At 59.3% G+C, this 23,515-nt stretch carries 20 protein-coding genes and 1 pseudogene; 12 read left to right on the forward strand and 9 right to left on the reverse strand.

Annotation, left to right across the window (positions count from 1 at the left end):
• Positions 1–139: 139 nt before the first annotated feature.
• Both QCL65_RS12700 and QCL65_RS12705 read right to left on the reverse strand, forming a co-directional pair.
• The gene (locus tag QCL65_RS12700) at positions 140–493 is read right to left on the reverse strand and encodes a putative quinol monooxygenase (RefSeq protein WP_407309085.1); all 354 of its coding nucleotides are present in this window, start codon (positions 491–493) and stop codon (positions 140–142) included.
• A gap of 88 nt (positions 494–581) precedes the next feature.
• Positions 582–779, reverse strand: a complete 198-nt coding sequence (locus QCL65_RS12705) for a 4-oxalocrotonate tautomerase family protein (RefSeq protein ID WP_407309087.1) — start codon at positions 777–779, stop codon at positions 582–584.
• Positions 780–1,003: 224 nt separating this feature from the next.
• On the opposite strand from QCL65_RS12705, the gene QCL65_RS12710 reads away from it, so the two are divergent.
• The gene (locus tag QCL65_RS12710; RefSeq protein WP_407309089.1) at positions 1,004–1,906 is read left to right on the forward strand and encodes a LysR substrate-binding domain-containing protein; all 903 of its coding nucleotides are present in this window, start codon (positions 1,004–1,006) and stop codon (positions 1,904–1,906) included.
• Positions 1,907–1,935: 29 nt separating this feature from the next.
• Here the strand turns inward: QCL65_RS12710 and QCL65_RS12715 are convergent, their stop codons facing one another.
• Entirely contained in the window at positions 1,936–2,835 is a 900-nt protein-coding gene (locus tag QCL65_RS12715; RefSeq protein ID WP_407309091.1) for a LysR family transcriptional regulator, read from the reverse strand.
• A gap of 144 nt (positions 2,836–2,979) precedes the next feature.
• On the opposite strand from QCL65_RS12715, the gene salA reads away from it, so the two are divergent.
• The 5 genes from salA to dmeF all read left to right on the forward strand — a co-directional run bounded on the left by salA (position 2,980) and on the right by dmeF (position 8,389).
• On the forward strand, positions 2,980–4,263 hold the full coding sequence (salA, locus tag QCL65_RS12720; protein WP_407309093.1) for a salicylate 1-monooxygenase: 1,284 nt from the start codon (positions 2,980–2,982) through the stop codon (positions 4,261–4,263).
• 103 nt (positions 4,264–4,366) lie between these two features.
• Positions 4,367–5,500 carry an NAD(P)-dependent alcohol dehydrogenase gene (locus tag QCL65_RS12725; protein WP_407309095.1) on the forward strand — a complete coding sequence of 378 codons (1,134 nt, stop codon included), beginning with the start codon at positions 4,367–4,369 and terminating at the stop codon, positions 5,498–5,500.
• A 43-nt stretch (positions 5,501–5,543) separates the two neighbouring features.
• Positions 5,544–6,995, forward strand: coding sequence for an aldehyde dehydrogenase (locus QCL65_RS12730; protein ID WP_407309097.1), 1,452 nt, complete (start codon positions 5,544–5,546; stop codon positions 6,993–6,995).
• Between the two features lie 184 nt (positions 6,996–7,179).
• Positions 7,180–7,455: a metal/formaldehyde-sensitive transcriptional repressor gene (locus tag QCL65_RS12735; RefSeq protein ID WP_407309099.1), complete on the forward strand. Its 276-nt coding sequence runs from the start codon at positions 7,180–7,182 to the stop codon at positions 7,453–7,455.
• A gap of 7 nt (positions 7,456–7,462) precedes the next feature.
• Positions 7,463–8,389, forward strand: coding sequence for a CDF family Co(II)/Ni(II) efflux transporter DmeF (dmeF, locus tag QCL65_RS12740; protein ID WP_407309101.1), 927 nt, complete (start codon positions 7,463–7,465; stop codon positions 8,387–8,389).
• 239 nt (positions 8,390–8,628) lie between these two features.
• On the opposite strand, the gene gfa is transcribed toward dmeF, so the two are convergent.
• The 5 genes and pseudogenes from gfa to grxB all read right to left on the reverse strand — a co-directional run bounded on the left by gfa (position 8,629) and on the right by grxB (position 12,518).
• Positions 8,629–9,198: an S-(hydroxymethyl)glutathione synthase gene (gfa, locus tag QCL65_RS12745; protein ID WP_407309103.1), complete on the reverse strand. Its 570-nt coding sequence runs from the start codon at positions 9,196–9,198 to the stop codon at positions 8,629–8,631.
• A 67-nt stretch (positions 9,199–9,265) separates the two neighbouring features.
• On the reverse strand, positions 9,266–10,375 hold the full coding sequence (locus tag QCL65_RS12750; protein WP_407309105.1) for an S-(hydroxymethyl)glutathione dehydrogenase/class III alcohol dehydrogenase: 1,110 nt from the start codon (positions 10,373–10,375) through the stop codon (positions 9,266–9,268).
• 68 nt (positions 10,376–10,443) lie between these two features.
• Positions 10,444–10,682 (reverse strand): annotated as a pseudogene (locus QCL65_RS12755) (metal-sensing transcriptional repressor); the annotation flags it as partial.
• Positions 10,683–11,178: 496 nt separating this feature from the next.
• Entirely contained in the window at positions 11,179–11,580 is a 402-nt protein-coding gene (locus QCL65_RS12760; RefSeq protein WP_407309107.1) for a DoxX family protein, read from the reverse strand.
• Between the two features lie 293 nt (positions 11,581–11,873).
• Positions 11,874–12,518, reverse strand: a complete 645-nt coding sequence (gene grxB, locus QCL65_RS12765) for a glutaredoxin 2 (protein ID WP_407309109.1) — start codon at positions 12,516–12,518, stop codon at positions 11,874–11,876.
• 230 nt (positions 12,519–12,748) lie between these two features.
• Here grxB and QCL65_RS12770 point away from each other — a divergent pair, with 230 nt between their 5' ends.
• The gene (locus QCL65_RS12770; protein ID WP_407309111.1) at positions 12,749–13,642 is read left to right on the forward strand and encodes a LysR substrate-binding domain-containing protein; all 894 of its coding nucleotides are present in this window, start codon (positions 12,749–12,751) and stop codon (positions 13,640–13,642) included.
• Positions 13,643–14,068: 426 nt separating this feature from the next.
• On the opposite strand, the gene QCL65_RS12775 is transcribed toward QCL65_RS12770, so the two are convergent.
• A complete protein-coding gene (locus tag QCL65_RS12775) occupies positions 14,069–14,983 on the reverse strand; it encodes a LysR family transcriptional regulator (RefSeq protein ID WP_407309113.1) in 915 nt (304 codons plus the stop codon).
• Positions 14,984–15,209: 226 nt separating this feature from the next.
• Between QCL65_RS12775 and QCL65_RS12780 the strand changes: the two genes are divergently transcribed.
• From QCL65_RS12780 to QCL65_RS12800, 5 genes are all read left to right on the forward strand, one after another.
• Positions 15,210–16,226 carry a zinc-dependent alcohol dehydrogenase family protein gene (locus QCL65_RS12780; protein ID WP_407309115.1) on the forward strand — a complete coding sequence of 339 codons (1,017 nt, stop codon included), beginning with the start codon at positions 15,210–15,212 and terminating at the stop codon, positions 16,224–16,226.
• Positions 16,227–16,705: 479 nt separating this feature from the next.
• The gene (locus QCL65_RS12785; protein ID WP_407309117.1) at positions 16,706–18,043 is read left to right on the forward strand and encodes a hypothetical protein; all 1,338 of its coding nucleotides are present in this window, start codon (positions 16,706–16,708) and stop codon (positions 18,041–18,043) included.
• Positions 18,040–19,437, forward strand: a complete 1,398-nt coding sequence (locus QCL65_RS12790; RefSeq protein ID WP_407309119.1) for a PLP-dependent aminotransferase family protein — start codon at positions 18,040–18,042, stop codon at positions 19,435–19,437. Before QCL65_RS12785 ends, QCL65_RS12790 begins: the two co-directional genes overlap by 4 nt.
• An 87-nt stretch (positions 19,438–19,524) precedes the next feature.
• Positions 19,525–21,171, forward strand: a complete 1,647-nt coding sequence (locus QCL65_RS12795) for a VRR-NUC domain-containing protein (RefSeq protein WP_407309121.1) — start codon at positions 19,525–19,527, stop codon at positions 21,169–21,171.
• Positions 21,168–23,429 (forward strand): ATP-dependent DNA helicase, encoded by a 2,262-nt coding sequence (locus QCL65_RS12800; RefSeq protein ID WP_407309123.1) that lies wholly within the window; start codon positions 21,168–21,170, stop codon positions 23,427–23,429. Before QCL65_RS12795 ends, QCL65_RS12800 begins: the two co-directional genes overlap by 4 nt.
• Positions 23,430–23,515 lie beyond the last annotated feature (86 nt).

The raw sequence follows: 23,515 nt of genomic DNA on the forward strand, positions 1-23,515 counted from the left end.
CCTGCTCAAACTGGCCGTTCCTCCCACATCTGTTGTGCGATCAAACCAACTCGCGCAGGTCTTGAACTATGTTTCAGCAACTACAGGGTGCCACTGCACGGCCCGACGCTTGCCGGCCGGGCCCGCGCCAGTACAGCGATCAGCGGCTGAAGCCATCAAACGGCGTCATGTATACGGCACCGAACGGGTCAAGGCGCTTGCGGACTTGCGCATCAGGTGTGCCATAGACGGTCAGGCTGGTGATCGTGCACAGCTGCAGGAAGCGCTCGCCAAAGGGGGCGAACGTGGTGTCGACGTGGCTGACGACGGAGTCGGCTTTGTAACGTTCGAGGATGTGCGCGGTGCTGTTGTCTTCGTTGACGCTGTACTCGTAGACCAGGGTGCCAGGTTCCTTTTGGGTCTCTGGAACGATCTGGGCGATCAGGGCCTTGAACTCTGCGAACTCTTCAGGTTTTACCGCGAGCGTGAATAAGCACGAAATATACGGGTGCATGAGAAATTTCTCCGTCGAGGATGCCGTCAGCAGACGAGCAGGGTGATGCACCGCTCAACTAGCCGATGCATTGAGACGTGCAGACAAATCAGGACTTGTCGGGCCCGCCACCAAACAGCTTGCCGGCACCTGCCCAGTCGGACGGGGCAATGTCTTCGAAGAGGACGTAGATGTAATTGGCATCGGTACCGGTGTTCTTGACGATGCTTTCGGTGATTTCTTTGGCAACAGCTTCTTTAGCGGCGTGTTCTTTACCTTCGAACCAGCTCACACGTACTACAGGCATGGGATATTCCTTTTAGATGACGTCATGAATGAGTAGAGAAGTCGGCGGCCTGATAGCCACTATCCGGCTTCGCGCTCTCGAGGTGGGCGGTAGTGGCGCAGCGCGCTGAGCACTGCGCCTAGGTCACCTTTCGAGATAAATCCATGCTAGTGTAGAAATTAATCGCGATAAACAGCCTGCATGTCTCATGTGGGTAGAGATTATATCTACAGTAGTTGGAAGCCATGCTACCCACAGATACTCTTCAGGGCGTACTTACCTTCGTCGTAGCCGCCCGGGCCCAAAGTTTTACCGAGGCCGCCGACCGTCTCGGAATTTCAAAATCCGCTGTTGGCAAGTCCATCGCCCGCCTCGAAGAACGCCTCGGCACTCAGCTGTTTCATCGTTCCACCCGGCGTATCAGCCTGACCGCTGATGGGGAGGCTTATTTTTCTGCGTGTTCTGCGGGTATTGAAGAAATAAGCACAGCCGAACGCGGACTAGGCCCCGGAGACCGCGAGCCCTCTGGACGGTTGCGGGTCGATATGCCGGTGGCCTTCGGCCGCCGAGTGGGGGCACCGCTGTTGTTCGAGATCGCCAAGACTTATCCAGCGCTGCAACTGAACATCACTTTCTCCGATCACTTGGTTGATCCGATCGAAGAGGGTATCGACCTGTTGGTGCGCTTTGGCGAGTTGAAGGATACCCATGGGTTAGTCGCGCGATTGCTGACCAAGCAGCGTTGGGTCATCTGCGCGGCGCCGAGCTACCTGGCGCGTGCCGGAGAACCGCGTAGCCTGGCCGAGCTTGCGACGCACCAATGTATCGTCGGTCATCGACGCGGTCAGCCCTTGAGTTGGCGGGTAAAGCTCAAAGGCGAAACGGTCCGCTACGCGCCGCCCTCATCCCACCAGATCGGTGACGGCGAGGTCATGATCACGGGCGCCGTGGCCGGGATTGGTCTGTGTCAGATGCCCCGTGCCCTGCTGGAGGACGACATCAACGCCGGCAGGCTGGTGGAGGTGCTGAAGGAGTTTGAACCGGAGGCGGTGGACGTACATGCCGTATGGCCCAAGGTTTCGCATTTGCGCCCGAAGGTTCGCTATGTAGTCGATGAATTGGTGAAGGTTTGCCAGGGGTGGTCCTGATCCACGGTTATCACTTACCAGGTGCCGTGCTAGTCGCTGAAGAGCTCGAACATCAAATTGCGCAGCCAGATATTGGCCGGGTCGCGGTTGAAGCGCGTGTGCCAGAACAGGTTGATGGCTATTTCCGGCAGCGGTAAGGGCAGGCCGACTGTCGTCAATCCGAAAGGCCCAACGCAGCTTGCGGCAAAACGCTCGGGTACGGTGGCAATCAGATCCGTGTTTTGCAGAATGTGGCCCACCGCAACGAAATGAGGCACTTCCAAACGAATGTCCCGGATGAGCCCGGCTCGCTGCATGTAGGTGTCTATTTCTCCATGCCCCGTGCTGGCAGCCACGATCCTCACGTGGCCGTATTCGCAGAAAATCGCAGGTGTCATATCAGTGCGGGTAATTGGATGGCCGTCGCGACAAAGGCATACGTAGCGGTGGTGGAACAGCCGTCGTTGATAGAATCCTGCCTGCAGGTCCGGTAGCAACCCTATTGCAAGATCAACATCGCCATTGGCAAGTCCCTCGGATAAACCCGAATGACTGCGTAGGGTGCTGACTGAAATTCCCGGAGCCGTCGCCAGCAAGCGCTCGATCAGTCGCGGCATGAAATAGATTTCACCGATATCGGTCATCGCCACGATGAAACGCTTTTGCGCCGTAGCGGGGTCGAAATGGTCATGGCGGTTGAGGGCGCCGTGCAAGGTGATGATTGCATGGGACACCGGCTCCGCCAGCTGTAACGCGTAGGGCGTCGGGTCCATGCCCAGTGAAGTCCGAACGAATAGATCATCGGCCAGCGCCCCCCTTAAACGTCTCAATGCATTACTTACAGCCGGCTGGGTCATTCCCAAGTTTTCCGCCGCCCTGGACACGCTGCGGTCAATGAATAACTGATGAAGAACCACCAGTAAATTCAGATCCAATTCGCGTAGCTGCATGAGAGTTCTCAAGGGTAGAGGGAAAAACCGTCATGAATGGAATATTCACGCCGGTGATAGTGTGTATGGCGTTGAGGCCATTTATCAATGGTCTGTGAATAGTCATGATCGGTCTATTCCAAAAACAACACATAAGGTCTCCCCATGACTAGCCCTCATTCCAAACTGCAAATCGGTATTGTTGGTGGTGGTATCGCTGGCGTCGCGTTGGCACTGGATCTGTGCCGTCATTCCCATCTTGAGGTTCAACTCTTCGAAGCCGCCCCCGCGTTCGGTGAGGTCGGTGCGGGTGTTTCGTTCGGTGCCAATGCCGTACGGGCCATCGAAGGGCTTGGCCTGGGTAAGCCCTACGAGCTCATTGCTGATCGAACCGCAGACCCGTGGCAAGACATCTGGTTCGAGTGGCGCCGTGGCGAAGACGCAGGTTATCTGGGCGCAAGTGAGGCCAAGGGTGTAGGGCAGTCGTCCGTTCACCGTGCCGACTTTCTGGATGCATTGGCCAAGCGCTTGCCCAAGGGCGTGGCGAGTTTTGACAAACGTGCCACGCGCGTAGAGGAGCAGGGCGAGCGTGTCCGGGTTCACTTCGCTGATGGCAGCGCCCATGAATGCGATCTGCTGATAGCAGCCGACGGCATCAAGTCCAATATTCGCGACTATGTGCTTGAGGGGTTAGGCAAGCCCCTGGTGTCTCCCCGATTCAGCGGTACCTGCGCCTATCGCGGGATGATCGACAGCCAACGGCTACGAGCTGCCTATCGCGCCGCTGGGGTCGATGAACACCTCATCAACGTCCCGCAAATGTACCTCGGCCTCGACGCGCACATCCTGACCTTCCCGGTCAAGCAGGGCAGGTTGATCAATGTAGTCGCTTTCATTTCCGACCGCAGCGTCGCCAAGCCCGTCTGGCCGCAAGACACACCCTGGGTAAAAACGACCTCGCAGGCGCAGATGCTCGAAGCCTTCGCGCATTGGGGGGACGCGGTACGTGTACTGCTCGAATGCATTCCTGCGCCGACGCTCTGGGCCCTTCATGAACTCGATGAGTTGCCTTGCTACGTGCATGGTCGGGTCGGGCTGATTGGCGATGCCGCGCACGCCATGCTTCCGCATCAGGGCGCTGGCGCTGGTCAGGGGCTGGAGGATGCCTGGCTGTTGGCGCAACTGTTGGCGGACCCGCGCGTGATCGAGACCAGTCCAACAGCGTTGCTCAAGGTCTATGACGAGATTCGCCGTCCACGAGCGTGTCGCGTGCAGCGCACGTCCCGCGAAGCCGGAGAGCTCTACGAGTATCGAGACCAAAACGTGGAGGGTGACGAAGCGCTGATGTCGTCCACTTTGGCCAGCCGTTTCGACTGGCTGTGGAACCACGACATGACCGCTGATCTGACCCAAGCGCACGCCCGGCTCGGCTGGAAAGAGCCGGCCTGAAGCTGCGTTTCGCGACTGACGCCCACGCTGTTGGCTGCGCGTCCTGCAGCAAAATCGACCTACACCGCCCACCCCGAACAAGACCAATAAAGAGGATCAAGGCATGTCCGTAATTGAACTCAAACCTGTCGAAGTCACCGTGGCTGTTCTGCGAGAAGCAGGGGCACCGTTGAAACTGGAGCGTGCCAATCTCGGCGCTCCTCGCCCCGATGAAGTACGCGTGCGCATCGTCGCCACAGGCGTCTGCCATACCGATATGGTGGTGCGCGACCAGCTGTTTCCTACTCCTTTGCCCATCGTGCTTGGCCATGAGGGGTCGGGGGTAGTCGAAGCCGTCGGCGCCTCGGTCACCACCATTGCCCCGGGTGACCATGTGGTGATGACCTACATGTCCTGCGGCCTGTGCCTGCCCTGTGAAACCGGGCACCCAGCACACTGTTCGCACATGCATCCACTCAACTTCGGAGGTGGCCGCCTTGATGGCAGTACCTCGACCTGTGGTTGTGAGGATAATGCGCCCATCCATGATCACTTCTTCGGTCAGTCTTCGTTTTCGACTTACGTCGTGGCCAACGAGCGCAACGTAGTCAAGGTCACCAAAGACGCTCCGCTTGAATTGCTCGGCCCGCTAGGATGCGGCATCCAGACGGGAGCAGGCTCCGTGCTCAAGGCAATGAAAGTCGAGGCTGGTGCCAGCTTTGTGGCCTTCGGTGCCGGCGCAGTGGGCCTGGCGGCGGTGATGGCGGCCAAAGTGGCAGGGGCGACCACTATCATCGCGGTGGATGTCACGCCAAGCCGGCTGGCGTTGGCGCTGGAGGTGGGCGCGACCCATGTCATCAATAGTCGCGGAGAGGATCCGGTGCAACGGGTTCGTGAGATCACCGGCGGCGGCGCGAATTACAGCCTAGAGTGCTCGGGCCGTGCCGAGGTGCTTCGTCAAGCCATCGATGCAATCACCACCTTGGGTACCTGCGGCATTGTCGGTGCCACCAAGATGGGCACAGAGGTCGCGTTCAACATCAACGACGTCATGATTCCCGGCAAACGCATCATGGGCATCGTGCAAGGTGACGTGGTCGCCAACGCTTTCATTCCGACTTTGGTCGACCTTCACCTGCAGGGCCGCTTCCCGTTCGACAAACTCTGCCGCTTCTACTCGTTCGAGCAGATCAACGAAGCGATGGCCGACAGCGAAAGCGGTATCACCATCAAGCCCATCCTGCGCATGCCCGTTTAAGCGGCAAGTCCCGATTTTGCGCGACTCAGCAAGAGGTATCAGCATGAATGTTCAACTGCTTATCGATAACGTCAAACAACCCGCCTCAGGAGGCAAGACTTACCAGCGGCACGACGCCCTGAGCGGCAAAACCGTTACTACCGGTGCGGCCGCGTCGGTAGAGGATGCACTCAAAATCGCTGAATCCTCGCAACAGGCTTTCAAGCAGTGGTCGAAGGTCGGCCCTACCGAGCGACGTCGGCTTTTGCTGGCCGCGGCCGACGTGCTGGAAAGCAAAATGCCGCAGTTCTGCACCGTAATGGCCGAGGAGATCGGCGCATCGCAGCTCTGGGCGCAGTTCAATGTGGGGGCTTCGGCCAACCTGCTGCGCGAGGCCGCTGCGCTGACCACTCAGATCAAAGGTGAGACCATTCCCACCGATAAGCCTGGCACCTTGTCGATGACGCTTCGCCAACCGGTTGGGACTGTGCTCAGCATTGTGCCGTGGAACGGCCCGGTCATCCTCGGAGCGCGCGCCATTGCTTATCCGCTGGCTTGCGGCAATACCGTTATTTTCAAGGGCTCGGAGAATAGCCCGCGGACCCACGAACTGCTGGCCGAAGCCTTCATCGAGGCAGGGCTGCCGGCAGGCGTGCTGAACTTCCTCATTACAGCGCCGGAAGATGCGGGCGCCGTCACCGAAGTATTGATCGCTCACGACACGGTGCGCCGTGTGAATTTCACCGGATCTACTCACGTTGGCCGAATGATCGCCCAGACCAGCGCCAAGCATCTCAAGCGTTGCTTGCTGGAGTTGGGAGGTAAAGCGCCTTTTGTCGTGCTTGACGACGCTGACCTGGAAGGTGCGGTGAACGCGGCGATATTTGGGGCATTTCTGTACCAAGGCCAAATCTGTATGTCGACCGAGCGCTTCGTTGTCGACGAAAGCGTTGCCGATGCTTTCGTCGAAAAACTTGCCGACCGTGTCCGCAAACTGGAACAGGGCAATCCGGTCGATACTCCGTCCTGCGTCATTGGGCCGGTAATCGCTCAAGGCTCCGTACAGCGGATCAATCAACTGCTCGATGATGCGATTGGCAAAGGGGCCAAGATCGTTGCCGGCGGTTTGGGGGACCACGCCTTGATGAGCCCGACATTGGTCGACCGGGTCACGTCTGCCATGTCGATCTATGACGAGGAAACCTTCGGTCCGGTGACCACCATCGTCCGTGTCAAAGGCGCAGAACACGCGCTGGAGGTGGCTAACGACACCGCCTATGGACTCTCCTCCGCGATTTTCAGCCGAGACATAAGCCGTGCACTGGATCTTGCCAGTCGTCTGGACGCAGGCTGCGTGCACATCAACGGCGCCACCGTGCAGAACGAGCCACAGGCGCCCTATGGCGGAATGAAGAGCAGCGGATATGGCCGCTTTGACGGTAGCGCTGTGGTAGAGGAGTTCACTGAGGTGAAATGGGTCACGGTGGAGCCTTCCGACCAGCCTTATCCGTTCTGACGATGTTCGCAAACGGCCTGAGGGCGAGGCTTATTGGATCAAACTGACCCTACCGCTGTAGGCCCTGCGGGGCGCCATCAGGTGGCTTGAGAAATGCCCGGCGTTCTGCTGGGCATTTCTGTTCTTGCGGCCCCACCACCGAGCAGTGCAATATGCTCGGCATGATAGGGTAGGGGGGTATGCTATGGCGCACACTGAAACGGGTAAAGACGAATTGCTCAAACGGGTCAAGCGCATTGCTGGCCAGGTTCAGGCCATCGAACGGGCGCTAGAAGGCGACACAGATTGTGCCAAGACCCTCCACCTGGTAGCCGCGACCCGCGGTGCCATGAACGGGCTGCTGGATGAAATCATCGAAGACCATGCCTGGGAGCACGTGGCCAAAGCGGGTTTGAGCGATGAAGATCGGGCCCAAGGTACCCGCGAGTTGCTCGAAGCCATACGCCGCTATGGGAAATGAAGCCGTTATGAACAGCACGACGTCAAGCCACAGCCACAGCCACAACTTCCTGGGCATCGATCACGATCAAAACGCCCGCCGCACCCTCTGGGTCGTGGTATTGACCCTCGTCATGATGGTGGGTGAAATCGCTGCCGGATACATCACCGGCTCTATGGCGCTGCTCGCTGATGGGTTCCATATGGCCACCCACGCCGCCGCCTTGGGGATCACTGCCGCGGCGTATGGGTTTGCACGCAAACATGCGAGTAACGACGCCTACAGCTTCGGCACTGGCAAGGTGGGGGACTTGGGTGGTTTCGCCTCGGCGCTTATCCTCGGCCTGATTTCAGCGGGTATCGGCGCAGAGTCGGTCATTCGCTTGCTCGAGCCGACAGGTGTTCAGTTCGGCACCGCCACCCTCATCGCGGTTATTGGCTTGATCGTAAATATCGTCAGCGCGTTGCTGCTATCCGGTGGCGGGCATGATCATGCACACGCACACGCACACGACCATCATCACCAACACGCTCCCGGCGCGGATAACAATCTGCGGTCAGCCTATGTGCACGTGCTGGCGGATGCCGTCACTTCGGTGCTGGCCATCGCCGCGTTGCTGGCAGGCAAGTTTTTGGGATGGGTCTGGCTTGATCCGCTGATCGGTATCGTGGGGGCGGTGGTGATCGCCCGCTGGGCGTGGTCGCTTATGAAGGACACCGCTGCAGTGTTGCTGGACAAGACCGATCACCAAGTGGCGCAAGAAATTCGCGAGCTACTCGATCAAACGGGACATCTGCAAATCACCGACCTGCATGTGTGGCGCGTTGGCCCGCAAGCGCGAGCCGCCATCGTGAGTGTGTCCGGCAGTGCAGACTTATCTGCTGAGCAGGTGCGGGCCGCGTTGAAGCCTGTGCACGAGGTCACTCACCTGACAGTCGAGTACCGGGCGGCATGATCCATCTGAGCTCACGGTCGGTTCGAGCGACTGCAAAAATACCTTAAGCCTTGAGTCCACTGGCACCTCCACCGACAATTCCGACGTTGTGTTTCATTGGAATACCTAAATAAAGTTTGAAAGTGTGTAGAGAAAAAAGGACGTACCCACTCGCAGATTTTATGAAGGGCGAGCGGGTACGCCCGATAGCACTAAGTGCTATCGGGTTTGTTACTAAAACTAACGGTATTGTTGCTCGGTTAGAGCACGCCGTTCTGCTTGGCGACGTGAGTTGCCAAAGCATCCATCAGTGCTGGAGACAGGCAATCATAGGTCGGCAGGCCAATTTCGGTGAAGCGAGCACGGATACCATCCATCTCGGCCGGCGGGGTGCCAGTCTCGATGACCGACGACACGAATGCAGCGAAGCCAGGCGCGGCCCAACCGGTTTGTGGCGACAGCTCGGTGTGCACGAAGTCTAGGCCGTGGAATGCATGGCCAGTGTTTTCGATGCGACCATACAGGTGCGCGCCGCAGTCTTTGCAGGCGTGACGCTGGATGGTGGCGCTCTCATCGACGATGGCCAGTTTGGCTGCGTTTGCAGTCACGCTGACTTTGTCCCGTGGAACGACCGCGATTACCGCGAATTTTGCGCCTTCAGGCTTCCAGCATTTGCTGCAACCGCAAGCGTGGTTGTGCAGGGTTTGAGCGTCAATCTTGACCTCTACCTTGTTAGTCGCGCACAAGCATTGCAAGGTGCCACCGGCGAAATCGGCAGCGGCTGGCTTGATACCAGCGTCCAGCGAAGGATGCAGTTTTACATTGCTCATTTGTATCTCCGGAATTGCTCGGGGTTGATACGAAAAGCTCCCAGGGGCTTGCGCCCCGGGCAACCTGTCAGTATTTGATGACAGTGCGGATGGACTTGCCTTCGTGCATCAGGTCAAACGCTTCGTTGATACGTTCCAGCGGCATGGTGTGGGTCACGAACGGGGCAAGTTCGATTTCGCCTTTCATCGAGTCTTCAACCATTTTTGGCAACTGGCTGCGACCTTTGACGCCACCGAATGCCGAACCTTTCCAGGTACGCCCAGTAACCAGCTGGAATGGCCGCGTGGAGATCTCCTGGCCGGCACCGGCGACGCCGATGACGATGGATTGGCCCCAGCCACGATGGGCGCACTCGAGCGCGGCGCGCATTACGTGAACGTTACCGATGCACTCGAAGGAGTGGTCGACGCCCCAGCCAGTCATTTCAATGATCACTTGCTGAATCGGCTGCTCGTGATCTTTTGGATTGACGCAATCGGTAGCGCCGAATTGGCGTGCCAGGTCAAACTTGGTCGGATTGGTGTCGATGGCGATGATACGACCGGCCTTGGCCTGACGAGCACCTTGGATGGCAGCCAAACCGATACCGCCCAGACCGAAAATGGCCACGGTGTCGCCCGCCTGGACTTTAGCGGTGTTATGCACTGCGCCGATGCCGGTGGTTACGCCACAGCCCAATAAGCAGACGTGTTCATGGTTGGCGTCAGGGTTGATCTTGGCGACCGAAACCTCTGCAACCACGGTGTATTCGCTGAAGGTCGAGCAGCCCATGTAGTGATACAGCGGCTGGCCGTTGTAAGAAAAGCGGCTGGTGCCATCGGGCATCACACCTTTACCTTGGGTCGCGCGCACGGCGGTACACAGGTTGGTTTTACCTGACTTGCAGAACAGGCATTCGCCGCACTCTGCGGTGTACAGCGGGATGACGTGATCACCAGGCTTGAGGCTGGTAACGCCTTCGCCGACTTCAACCACGATACCGGCGCCTTCATGACCGAGTACCACAGGAAACAGGCCTTCGGGGTCATCACCGGACAGGGTGAAGGCGTCTGTATGACAGACCCCGGTATCGCTGATCTTGATCAGCACTTCACCTGCACGAGGGGGTGCTACGTCAATCTCAACAATCTGAAGCGGCTTGCCCGCTTCGAAGGCTACGGCTGCACGAGATTTCATAAGGTCTTCTCCAAAAGGTAGTGCTCATTGAGATGGGTACCGTCATCGGCATGGGCCAGTGGCGGCTGCTTCAGGTAAGTGCGCACCAGAGAACTCACTTCATCGATTGAAGCCCGCTTGGCGTCCGTTGTGTTGCTTAAAGTCATGAACGCTTCCCTAAGATGGCTTTCCAGTACCCCGGGCATCAGTCCGTTCACAGCGCCCCTCATGGCGGCGATCTGCTGCAGCGCGGACCGCATCCCGTCCCAGCCTGGAGAGCTGATTCAAGAGCGTCCAGTCACCCCCGAACTCGCCGGACTCTCGCCAAGACGCGTGTTTTCTATTCAGGTGAATCTGGCATCGGGATAATCCTAGTCAAACCTGACGAACTATCTATGCTAGTACTGGTAGAGAGTATTCCAGGTACTGGAGGGGAGTATATTCACATACTGGTAGGGAGTATAGGGAGTCGCATGCGTCAAGCTGCCACATCGCGGGTTTAGCCGCCGATATTCCACGCTGTTCATCTCCTCGGGGTGGGTCACAAATAAATCAGCGAATCTGTCAATGTCGCGCAAATATCGGCCTGCCAAGGCACTCAATCCCTCTGGGACTGCGCCTCTGATCGCTAATCACCGCATCACTGGCAATCGCGGTGCCATTAGTGGTGCACTCAAGGTTTGGCCCTGTGAGTCACCAGAATTGATTACAGGACATGTGCACTCGCTTAAAAAGCCCGGTTGAAAAGTGAGAGCGGAGCGTTCAACCGGGTGGGAAAGAACTAAGCTTAAGGCTTCGATGTGATCGGCAATTGCCTAGCAGACTTACCCCTTGATTGCAGATTTCAACGCAAAGGGCCCATCACCCAGCAGCGCCACAACCAGTGCCGTCACGCTGAGGTAAATCGGATACTCCCATCCGCCATTGGCGTTGGTGAAGCTCCAGCCATTGCCGAAATGCACAGTGGCAGCAACGAAGAGCTGCACAACCGCAATCGCGGCTACCCAACGAGCGTAAACGCCTAATACCAACATCAGACCGCCCACTACTTCGAATGCCATGACTGGGTAGGCCAGGAAACCAGGGAACCCGATCGATTCAAAAAAGCCAGCGGTGCCAGCCGGGGTAAATACCAGGACCTTCGTCAGGCCATGGGCAATGAACATGATGCCAAGTGCGAAGCGCATGACGAGTGCGGCGTAAGGGGCAGTGCGGGTGTCAATCATGATGTCGTTTCCTTCTGTGTAATAAGAATGTTGCGTTTCGTTGGGTCTATGATAAAGATCCTGAATTAGAGATAAATAAGGCTGAATGCGATTGATAGTTCCATAAATAGGAACAATTATGTCTTGTGTATAGATTTGGCTGCGTGGCTAGATTGCCGGGCGCTGCACAAGACGACGCGTTGAGCCAGCCGCAACGTAAAGAGGGGCTGCAATCGATGATTGCAGCCCCTCTCTATGGTTTTGTTCCAGCGTTCCTCAGGGCAGCACATCTTCAAGTACCCGATTTGGACCTCCTAAATCGCTATCGGATCGTGGAGGTTGATCCCACTCTGCTCCGCCATTCGACTACGATAGGCCTGAACCGCAGGTGGATACACAATACCCTGCGCGATCGACATGCTACGCAGAGTGGCGAACAGATGAATGTCGTCTTCCGACAGCTCGCCGTTCACCGCGTTGGGGGACTGGATCAGTGGTTCCAGCGCCAGCAACTGGCGATTGAGCGACTCAATATAATCGGGACTGGCTGCCAGATGGCCTTCGAAGCTGCCAAGCATGCGCTCTTTGTTCCGGGTGAAATAGTCGCGCGCAGCGGGCGTAGCAAACTCCTCGAAATCCGAAACAGCCCAACGTGGGATTGCCAGCGAATAGAGCGGGCCAGTCACGTCTTTGTTCCACTGGGCCAGGGTTGGATTACTTGGACCGGACAAGATCTTGGCGCCCGACCGACTATCGATATGGGCAACGATATCCATGCTCTCGGCCAGATATAAATCAGCGTCTTGAAGGATCGGCGCTATTTTCTTGCCAATCATACGGATGGGGCTAGCCTCATCATCGTTCATGAGAATGACGAGTTCGACGGCTATTTGCTTAAGCCCGAAGATCATGCGGGCTTTGACGCAGAAGGGGCAGTGATCGTAGACGAAGAGCTTCATGGTGTCTGAGTTCCAAAAAAATTGAGCGCCGCAGCCGAGCTTGCTGCTGCCACTGGAAGGAAGGCGGCAAGGGCGTCAGGCTGCAGGGCGATCTTGGCAATCACGATAAATGTGAATAAAGACACTTGCGCTTTCCATATTCAACGAAGAGACGCCACTTTAGATGTCACAGGTTTGAAAGAGAATGCCCATAAATGAGACCATGTCTTTCATAAATGAGAGGGCGGTCGATGGATCTCAATGCGGTACAGATGCTGGTGACGATCGTTCAATCGGGAAGTATGACAGCAGGCGCGGAGCGTTTAAGAGTGCCACTGCCCACTATAAGTCGAAGAATTCGCGCGCTTGAGCAGGAACTCGAAGTGGAATTGTTGGAACGCTCAGCCAGGGGCGTTAAGTTGACCGAAGCCGGAGCGCGCCTATTTGAGCATGCCACCCGGGGTTTGGACCTTTTGCAAGAAGGGCGAGACGCACTTGTCAGCGATCAAACCCACATCAAAGGCAAGCTGCGTCTGTCGGTACCCCCGTCGTTCTCGCCTTGGTGGCAGTTGATTACGGACTTTCAGCGAGAACATCCTGACATCCGCGTGCATCTGCTTTCAACGGAGCGCCGTGTTCACCCTATTGAGGATGGGATAGACGTGGCACTTCGGGTCGGCCGGGTGGAGCACGAGGCTATGATCGCAAGGCATTTGCTCGATTATCGACACGTGGTAGTCGCCAGCCCGCAGTTCGTTGCATCTTATGGCCAGCCAAACAGCCCGCAGGATCTGGGCAGGTTTCCTTGTGCGACTTGGAGCCTGGACACCAATACAAGCGCGACCTGGTGTTTTCCTGGCCTAACGGTGAAGCCTAACGTGGTGCTTTCAACGAATGACAGCATGCACCTGCTCCACAGCGCGATGTCAGGCGAGGTCATCACCGAATTGCCGCCTTTTATAGTCAAGGACGCTATTCAGTGTGGAAAGCTGGTGCCACTGCTTTCAGACTATCCATTACCAGAGTTCTCCTTGAACCTTCTCTATCCTGCGCATCGCCATCCTTCTGCAGTTGTTCGCACCTACCTGGAATACAGTCTCAGACGTATTCCCTGGCTAGAAGATGCATGCTGCACGAGAACATAGCTGGGGAAAGTACTGTTCTCGGCTTACCGAGTTGCTTGGTGTGTGAGCGCCTTGAGCGTGGTGTGCGCCATTGGACGTCGGTATCTTTGGCTCGGGCTACGGGGGTATCCCGAATGAATGTGCGCGGTAATGCGCCTCGATGCTTGATGAAATGCAGGTCCTGTAGATCCCGCAAAAGCCATGGGAGTGGTGTTGTACTCTGGCCAGATACGCCATTGGATTTAAACAAACGACAGTGGACTGACATTTTCAATAAGCGCTTGTTATAAAAAATATTAGGGAATTTACTGGAACTCCATACAGGCTATCGGGCACCCCCATCCCCCCATTAAGCTTGAATTAAATAGGTTCTGATAGACGGCATTGGATACAAAAAAGTAGCTGACTTCATGGATTTAAGGGCTTTATGGCTTCCAGGGGGGGCGGTCAAAGACTCTCAGGATCCCCAAAAAACATCTGTATCCGCGACCTCAACCAACGCTCCGCCGGGTCGTTATCCTGCGAACCCCGCCAGGCCATGTGCAATTCAAAGGTCTGGGTATCCAGGGGCAGGTCTTCGGCGCGTACGCCGCCGGCGGCGGTGAGGGCGTCGGCGGTGTAGTCGGGGACGGTGGCGATGATGTCGGTGCCGGTGAGCAGGGCGCTCAGGCCGTTGAATTGAGGAACGGCGAGGACCACGTGGCGTTTGCGCCCGAGTTGTTCCAGGGCGGTGTCGATAAAGCCGCTGAGGTCGCCTGCGTAGGAGACCAGGGCGTGGGGGCGGCTGCAGAAGTCGTCCAGGCTCAAGGCGCCCGGCATGCTGTCGGCCCTTAGCAGGCGCGGCTGGCTGCGCCGCAACACTTTGCGTTTGGCATTGGCGGGCAGGTCGCTGGTGTAGCTGACGCCGATGGATATTTCCCCGGAGGCCAGCAGGTTGGGCATCAGGATGTAATTGACCCGGCGTACCACCAGGACGATGCCCGGGGCTTCGGCGCGCAGGCGTTTGAGCAGTAGCGGCAGCAGGGCGAATTCGACGTCGTCGGACAGGCCGATGCGAAATACCGTGGTGCTGGTGGCCGGGTCGAATTCGGCGGCGCGGCTGACGGCGGTGGAGATGGAGTCCAGGGCCGGCGAGAGCAGGGCGTAGATTTCCACCGCGCGGGCTGAAGGCTCCATGCTGCGACCGGTGCGCACGAACAGCGGGTCGTCGAACAGGCCGCGCAGGCGCGACAACGCGGCGCTGATGGCGGGCTGGCCGAGGAACAGTTTTTCTGCCGCGCGGGTCACGCTGCGCTCGTGCATCAGGGTTTCGAACACGATCAGCAGGTTCAGGTCGACGCGGCGCAGGTCGTTACGATTCATCAGATTCGCTTCGCAGTGGGTCGCAAATAACGACGGTTGGGAGGCTCGCAGGTGAATCTTAAGGCTAAAGCCTGCTAACCTGCAGCGGAAAATTGCGTTTAGTTGGCCTACGGGCGTTTTCGGAATCGATGGTGGGCATGGTGACTATTAATAGCCACCCATGGTCGCGCAGCAAAAGCCCGTATAGAGTGCATGGCAATAGTGGTTGAATAAGGCGAGGTTTGCGATGTCCCGCACGATTCGTTTTCACAAGTTCGGCTCGGCCGAAGTGCTGAAGTGCGAAGAGCATGATACCCGCGCACCCGCACCCGGCGAGGTGCAGGTGCGTGTCGAAGCCATCGGCGTGAGCTGGTATGACGTGCTGTGGCGGCAAAACCTGGCCCCTTCTCAAGCGGTGCTGCCGGCTGGGCTGGGCCACGAGCTGGCGGGCATCGTCACTGCTTTGGGCAGCGGCGTGGACGACTTGCGCGTGGGCGACCGGGTGGCGAGTTTTCCGGCGTTGAGCCCGAACGACTACCCCGTCTATGGTGAAATGGTCGTCATGGCGCGGCAAGCATTGACCCGCTACCCGGACATCCTCACCCCCGAACAGGCAGCCGTGCATTACACGCCGCTGCTGTGCGCCTATTTTGCTTATGTCGACCTGGCTCGTGCCAAGCCTGGGCAAACGGCGTTGATCACCGATGCCAGCCACTGTTCCGGGCCCGCCTGTGTGCAGTTGGGCAAAGCTTTGGGCCTTAACGTATTAGCGGCGACCAAAAACGCAGAGCAACGCGACTACCTGTTGGGGTTGGGCGCGGCGAAGGTTATCGTGACCGAAGAGCAGGACTTGCTCATGCAGGTCAACAAATACACCCAGAACCGCGGCGTCGACATGGTGCTCGATGGTTTGGGCGGCCCGCAGATGTCAATGCTGGGGGACGTGCTGGCGCCGCGTGGCAGTTTGATCCTATATGGCCTGCAGGGCGGTAACCAGACCCCATTCCCGGCCTGCGCGGCCTTTCAAAAGAACATACAGTTCTTCGTCCATTGCCTTGGCAATTTCACTGGCAAGCCGGAGCTGGGCATCCTTCAGGACGCCGAGGCTTTGCAGCGGGCGTTGCGTGATATCAACCAGTTGACGGCTGATCGCGTGTTGCTGCCACAACTGGACCGGGTGTTCCCCTTCGAGCAATTCGTCGAGGCGCACCGCTATATGGACGAGTGCCCTTGCGGCGGCCGGGTCGCCCTCAAGCTGGCCTGAAAGCCTGATTGACAAGCGCCGGTAAGACGGCGCTTGTCAATTGCCCTATCGATTAATCCCTCCTGTTACTGACATCTTTACGTTGGCTCTGGGCCGTTCGTCTGCTGCCTGGCGCAACCCGTTAAAACGGTTTAACTGACGCTAATCTGCACTGGTTTTTTTTGAATATCTGTATCTTTTATTCGAGTGCTAAGTGTCGATAATGGCCGCTTATGCCGAGTACCGTTAGAAGTGCCATCGCTATTAAGCTAAATGGCCTCGATTAATACATGAGCGCCTATAGCCGGCACTGCTTGTAGGAAGTTGTAGGATGTTTCCTAAGATGTTTAATCATCAATAAACAAACTTGGCGCGACAGGGCGTTACGGCACAGGTTTGTTTCAAATAGAGCCGTCATTCGATGGATTAATGCTCACGTTATATCAGCCGAGGGGCTTTACTAGTTAGCGGGGCCGAACTTAGATTGCAAGGAAGACGCTATGAGTGCGATTCATCAACAGGCCATGAATTATGTGTATAAACAAGTGCTGGACAAACTGCTGGGGCAGCTCGGCAAGACCCAGCGCGCCAGCCTGCAATTACTCATTCAGCGGCTGGTAGCGGCGGCCGGCGGTGCCGAGCGGCTGGGGGACTACCGGGTGATGCTCGCCTGTGGGGCCGGTAAAACCTCAATGGTGACCCTGGCATTTCTGCGCGCTGCGCAATTGAGCCTGGCGGCTCGCAACCAAGACACTTTTCGCCTGCGTGTTGCCAGCTACCACCATGCAGGGATGCCCGAGGGCGATTTCGCTCGGTTGTGCACTAGCCACGGCGCGTTGTTCCTGCAGGACGACCCGCGGGTCGAGCTGTTGCAAGTAGACGACTTCGAGGTGCAGCCGTTCGACAGCCGCGCTGGGCTGGCAGACCGCGCACGTCTGGCCAACCGCATGGAAATTCTTTACAGCAGCCACTTGTTTGGCGGCAACGTCGCTAATGCCTTGCAGGGCTATCAGTATCATGGCTTCAGCCAGTTCCTGCAGCGCGCGCTAGGTTGGCAGGGTGGGGTGGATGCCTGGGTCGTCGGCGATCCCCCTGGTCGGCGGGCCCGTTATCTGGCCTGGGGCCGACGCGAGGCCAAGCGCTGTGGGCAGCGCTGGCCCTACACCGATGGCTACAACGACAGCGCCTTCCTGGAGGCCTTCGATGCCTGCTTGCCTAGCTCGCGACCCTGGCTGGCCCACTACCGGCCAGTACTACCGGGCAGCGTCGGCCAGCGCGGGCGGCCCGTGCGGGTGGTGCCAGTCGACGATCTTCTGGCGGGCCCCGCGGCGCAGTTGCACCGCCTGGTCAACAGCTTTATCGCGCCACCCACCGCCAGTACTGTGATGCCGGCCCGCGGCCGTTGGTGCGACGCACTGCTTCACGGCCATCTGCAGGGGCTGCGCGCCGAGCATTTGCAGGCCCGGCCCTATGCCCAGGGCCTGGCCCCTTATGTATGGCTGGGCGAACCGCAGAGTAGCCCGGCCCAGCGTCGCTACCTGGCAGATTACGTTTTCGCGCATTACCGGCTGAACGACACCCAACAGCAATGCCTGTTGTTTGCGCCATTCGTCAACCATGGGCAGGCACTGGAGGCTTACCTGCAGCATGCCCACCCTGGGATGTTGGTGGTGCTGCCGTATTTGCATAAGGCGTTACGCGACAAGCCCACGCCGGATCAGGTGGTGCAATGGCTGGAAGACGTCAGCGGGTTACCCATAGAAGCTCTGCGCCATCTTTACCACCAGCGCACCCGCGGCGTTTGTAACTCGGTCGCCGAGTTGCGGCTGCCCGCTTGAGAGCGCCTGGTCAGCATGCTTCGTTTGCCTATCAGGAGGTTTACCGCTACCTGTGTGCGCTGATCAACGACATTGAGCCGGGGCAGGTATTGAAGCTGCCTTCACTGCGGGACATGGCCCGGCGCTTGAATGTGTCAATGTCCACCATTCAATACGCCTACGCCTTGCTGGAGGCGGAAGGGCAAGTCTATTCGGTTGCCAAGACTGGCTACTACGCTCGGGCGCCCTTGGCCAAACCCTTTGGCGGCACTTTAGAAGACCCTCTGGCGCGGCTCAATGCCTGTGCCAGCTGGCCGGGAATGTGCTTGATGAGCCAGGCCGAGCCCTGTGGGTTGCTGTCGTTGGCTGCGCCTTTGCACGCCGTCGAGCGTGACTTGCTGCGCCAATATCCGCATATCCTCGGCGTGCCGGGCCACCCGTTCGGTGAGCCGGAACTGCGTCGGGTCTTGGCCGCCCGTTATACCCGTTCGCTGGGTGACTATTGGAGCGCCGAGGATGTCTTCCTGGGGGCCGACATTCGCGGGGTGCTGGAGGGGGTTATTGCTGCCCTTGGGCTGGCCGGCCACACCGTGGTGGTGGAGTCGCCGTGCTCGTGGACGCTCTTGCGCACCCTGCGCGACGCGGGTGTCAAGGTGCTGGAGCTTGCCCTGTGCCGCGCCGGGCGGGTCGATCTGGACCGTTTGCAGCGGGTGTTAAGCGCGGGCGAGGTGCGCCTGGCGCTGTTCAGCTCTACCGTCTGCACGCCGCGCGGCAGCCTGATGCCGGCAGCCGACAAGCGCGCAATCGCCCAGTTGTTGGATGCCCATGGGGTCTGGCTATTGGAGAACGACCTGGACGGCGACCTGTGCTTCCACGACACCTTGCGCTTTCGCGACGCGGTCAACCCCGAGCGCTTGATGGTCATGGGCGCCCTGGAGCCATTGGTCGGTGCGGAAATGCCCTACGGCTACCTGCTGTCGCGGCACGCTCGGGCACCGCTACAACGTGAGTGGTTGCAACGCTCATTCCGTTTGCCGCCGATCCGTCAGCGCGCTTTGGCGCGGCTGTTTCTCAAGGGCGCGGTCGACACCCACCTGGTGCAATTGCGCGCCTCGTTGCAGCAGCGCCTGGCAGCCATGACCGAGCAGGCGCACGTGGCATTGGGCGAGATGATGGCGTGCCAAATGCCCTTGGGTGGCGCGGCGTTGTGGTTGGAGGCGGGCTACCCGGTAAACCTCAGCGCAGTGTTCGAGCGCCTGGTGCGCCAGCGCATCGTCATTGCACCGGGTGAGGTGTTCAGCCTGCAAGGCTTGCACCGCCAATCCATGCGCCTGGGTTGCTGGTGGGGGGAAGGCTGGTCGCAAGAGCCGGTGTGGGAGGCGCTGGCGGACGCCTTGTGGCGCGAGCGCATATAGGCGGCCCGCCGGTCAGGCCGGCATTGCCAGGGTAATGGGTATGTATGTATAAACAGTGTTTTGCATCTATCCTGGCTGACGTACCCCGTGGCAAACGAACGGCTCGACAACCCTTTCTACTACCTCGATAACTTTTTGCGCGTGCTCGACTGGCTCGAACTGCGCTACGCCGACCTTCTGGACCCAGAGGAACGCAGCTTTATCGCAGGGTTTCGCCAGGCTCCGCAGGCGGCCCAGGCGCTGCTGGTGCGCATGGTGATGCGCAAGGGCACGTTATTTCGCGCCGGTCGCTTGAGTTACCCGGAGATCGGCGCGATAGAAGACGCGGCAGCGGTGTTGCTGGCCAACGGCTGGCTAGACGACCAGGCGCCCATCGAGCTGACCCAGCTGTTCGAGGTGTTGCTCAAGCCCGAGGTGTTACGCTGCTTCGAGGGGCAGATCAGCCAGGTTTCAGCGCGTAAAGCTGACTTATTGGCACAACTGCTCGAACACTATCCGCAGCCGCAGGTTTTCGCCGCCTGGTGCCCGCAGCTTAATGACACCCTGTATGCCTTGCGCGTGCAGGCGCTATGCGACCGCCTGCGGCTGTTGTTTTTTGGCAATCTGCACCAGGACTGGACAGAGTTCGTCCTCGCCGATCTGGGCATTTATCGTTACGAGCAGGTCGCCTTGAGCGACGAGTCCCGCGCACTGCGTAGTCGCGACGACGTGCACGCCTGCGTGGAGCTGCATGCCTGCCGCGCGGTGCTGGAGGAGGGCGGCGACCTGCAAGGCGTGTTGGCCAGGGTCAACGGCCTGGTCACAGACAACCCCTGGCTACTGGGGCGCCGTGACAAGTTGCTGTTGCAGATGGGGCAAGCCTGTGAGCGTGCGGCCGACTGGCCCCTGGCGTTGCAGTTGTATGCCAGCTCCGCTCACCCGCGAGCGCGCCAGCGCAGGGTCCGGGTGCTCGAACTCAGCGATCGGCCAGCAGAGGCCCTGGCCTTGGCAAACCTGGCCCTGGCGGCGCCGCAAAGTGCCGCTGAGGCTCAGTTGATAGCCCGTGCGTTGCCGCGGTTGCGGCGTAAGCTCGGCCTGCCCAACCCCCCTCGCAGCAAAGCCGCCGCCGTGGCCCGCCTGGACTTGCTGCTCGAGCTTGACCTCGGCCGTGGCAGCGTCGAGCACCGCGTGCGCGAGCATCTGCACGAAGAGCAGGGGCCGGTGCACTACGTGGAAAACAGCCTGCTCAATTCGTTGTTCGGGCTGCTCTGCTGGCCAGCGATCTTTGCGGCATTGCCTGGGGCGTTTTTTCATCCGTTCCAGAGCGGCCCGGCTGACCTGCATCAGGTTGATTTCCGTCAGCGCCGGGCGGCGCTGTTCGACGCTTGCTTCGCGCAGCTCGACGACGGCCGTTACCGGGCCACGATTCTGGAACACTATGCAAGCAAGTGGGGCTTGCAGTCCCCCTTCGTCCACTGGGGCGCCCTGACCCCCGAGATACTGCACCAGGCTTTGGCGTGCTTGCCGGCCCAGCACCTGCGCCACTGTTTCGAGCGCCTGCTGGAAGATGTGCAAGCCAACCGCGCCGGTATGCCGGACCTTATTCAGTTCTGGCCGCAAGACCAACGCTACCGCATGATCGAGGTCAAAGGCCCCGGCGACCGCTTGCAGGACAACCAACTGCGCTGGCTCGACTTCTGCGCCCGGCACGGCATGCCGGTGCAGGTCTGCTACGTGCAGTGGGCGACGGCGTGAGCTATCACGTCGCTGTTCGCGCGCTCTGTGAGTTCACCGCCAAAGTAGGCGACCTCGACCTGCGCTTCACCCCTTCACCGACGGCCCAGGAGGGCATGCTCGGGCACGCCCGGGTGGCCCGCGGGCGCGGCGCAGGCTACCAGACCGAAGTGCCCTTAAGCGGCGAGTTCGAGGCCCTCAGCGTGCGCGGTCGCGCCGATGGCTACGACCCCAACTTGCAGCGCTTGGAAGAAATCAAAACCCATCGCGGCGACCTGGCGCGCCAGCCCGCTAACCATCGGCAGCTGCACTGGGCACAGGTGATGGTGTATGGCTGGTTGTTCTGCCAGCAACACGAATTGGCTGAATTACGCGTAGCCCTGGTTTATCTGGACGTCGACAGCGACCGCGAAACCCTGTTCGAGCAAACCCTCAGTGCCGATGCCTTGCAGCAGCATTTTGCCCAGCTGTGCCGGGCATTTCTGGCCTGGGCCCGGCAGGAATTGGCGCGCCGCGCCGAGCGCGACCAAGCCTTGCGCGAGCTGAAGTTTCCCCATGGCGACTTTCGCCGTGGTCAGCGCGAGCTCGCCGAAACCGTATACAAGGCGGTGAGCACAGGCCGTTGCCTGCTCGCCCAGGCGACCACCGGCATCGGCAAAACCCTCGGCACCCTGTTTCCAATGCTCAAGGCGATGCCGCCCCGGCAACTGGACAAATTGCTGTTTCTTACCGCCAAGACCCCAGGGCGCGCCCTGGCCCTGGGCGCCTTGCAACAGCTGTTTGCCAGCCAACCGGGCTTGCCGCTGCGCGGCCTGGAGCTGGTGGCCCGCAGTAAGGCCTGTGAGTACCCGGACAAAGCCTGCCACGGCGACGCCTGCCCCTTGGCCAAGGGCTTCTATGACCGCTTGCCCGCTGCCCGGCTGGCGGCGGTGAATGTGCCCTTGCTGGGGCAAGCGCAGTTGCGCGAAGTGGCCCTGGCCCACCAGGTGTGCCCGTATTACCTCAGCCAGGAAATGGCCCGTTGGGCCGACGTGGTGGTGGCGGACTACAACTATTACTTCGACCTGACAGCACTCTTGTTTGGCTTAGCCCAGGCGGAGCAATGGCAACTGGCAGTGCTCGTAGACGAAGCGCACAACTTAGTGGACCGGGCCCGCGGCATGTACAGCGCCAGCCTCGATCAGCGTGCACTGCACGCTTTACGCCAGGCCCCGCCGGCGGCGCTGAAGGGGCCGTTGCAGCGCTTGAATCGTGAGTGGAATGCCCTGTATGCCGAGCAAGCCGTGGAGTACCAGGCGCAGGAGCGTTTGCCGGAGCGTTTTCTCCTCAGTTTGCTGCGCTGCATCGGCCTGATCGGCGAGCAGATGAACAGTGATCCGTTGATCATGGATCGGCCTTTGCTGGATTTCTACTTCGAGGCGTTGCAGTTCAGCCGCGTCGCCGAACTGTTCGATGAACACTTTCTGTTCGACATCGTCCAGGCTGGCGCTGGGCGCAAGCGCCAGGCGCGCCTGAATCTGCGCAACGTGGTGCCCGCGCCGCTGCTCACTGGGCGTTTGAAGGCCGCACGCAGTGCCGTGCTGTTCTCCGCGACCCTCAGCCCGCAGCATTACTACCGCGATATGCTCGGCATGCCGGCCGATTGCGCCTGGATCGATGTGTCATCGCCGTTCGCCGCCGAGCAGTTGGAGGTGCGCATCGTCGAGCGTATCTCCACGCGCTATGCCCACCGCCAGGCATCTGTGCAGCCGATTGCCGAGCTGATCGCCGCGCAGTACCAGGCCCAGCCTGGCAATTACCTGGCGTTCTTCAGCAGCTTCGATTATTTACAACAAGTGGCGGCGCAACTGGCCAGCAGTGCACCCCAGGTGCCGCAATGGGCGCAGACCCGGCAGATGGATGAAGAGGCCAGGCGCAGCTTCCTCGAACGCTTTGGCGAGGATGCCCACGGGGTGGGGTTCGCGGTGTTGGGCGGGGCGTTCGGTGAAGGTATCGACCTGCCGGGGCGGCGCCTGATCGGCGCGTTCATCGCCACCCTCGGGCTGCCCCAATTCAACCCGGTGAACGAGCAGTTCAAGCGGCGTATGGGCGCTATTTTCGTCGACGGTACGAGCGCCAGCTACGACTACACTTACCTCTACCCTGGGCTGCAAAAAGTCGTTCAGGCGGCCGGGCGGGTGATCCGCGGGCTGGACGACCGTGGCGTAGTGGTGTTGATTGACGATCGCTTCGCCCAGCCATCGGTGCGCCGCTTGCTGCCTACTTGGTGGGCGGTTTGAGCCGATACGGCCGGTATTTCGTGGGTTTTGGATCTATTATTTCGCCAAGCGGTCAAAGTGCCAGTAACCTGTCACCCTGTCTTGAA

This window comes from Pseudomonas sp. nanlin1 (assembly GCF_045571515.1).
GTDB lineage: Bacteria > Pseudomonadota > Gammaproteobacteria > Pseudomonadales > Pseudomonadaceae > Aquipseudomonas.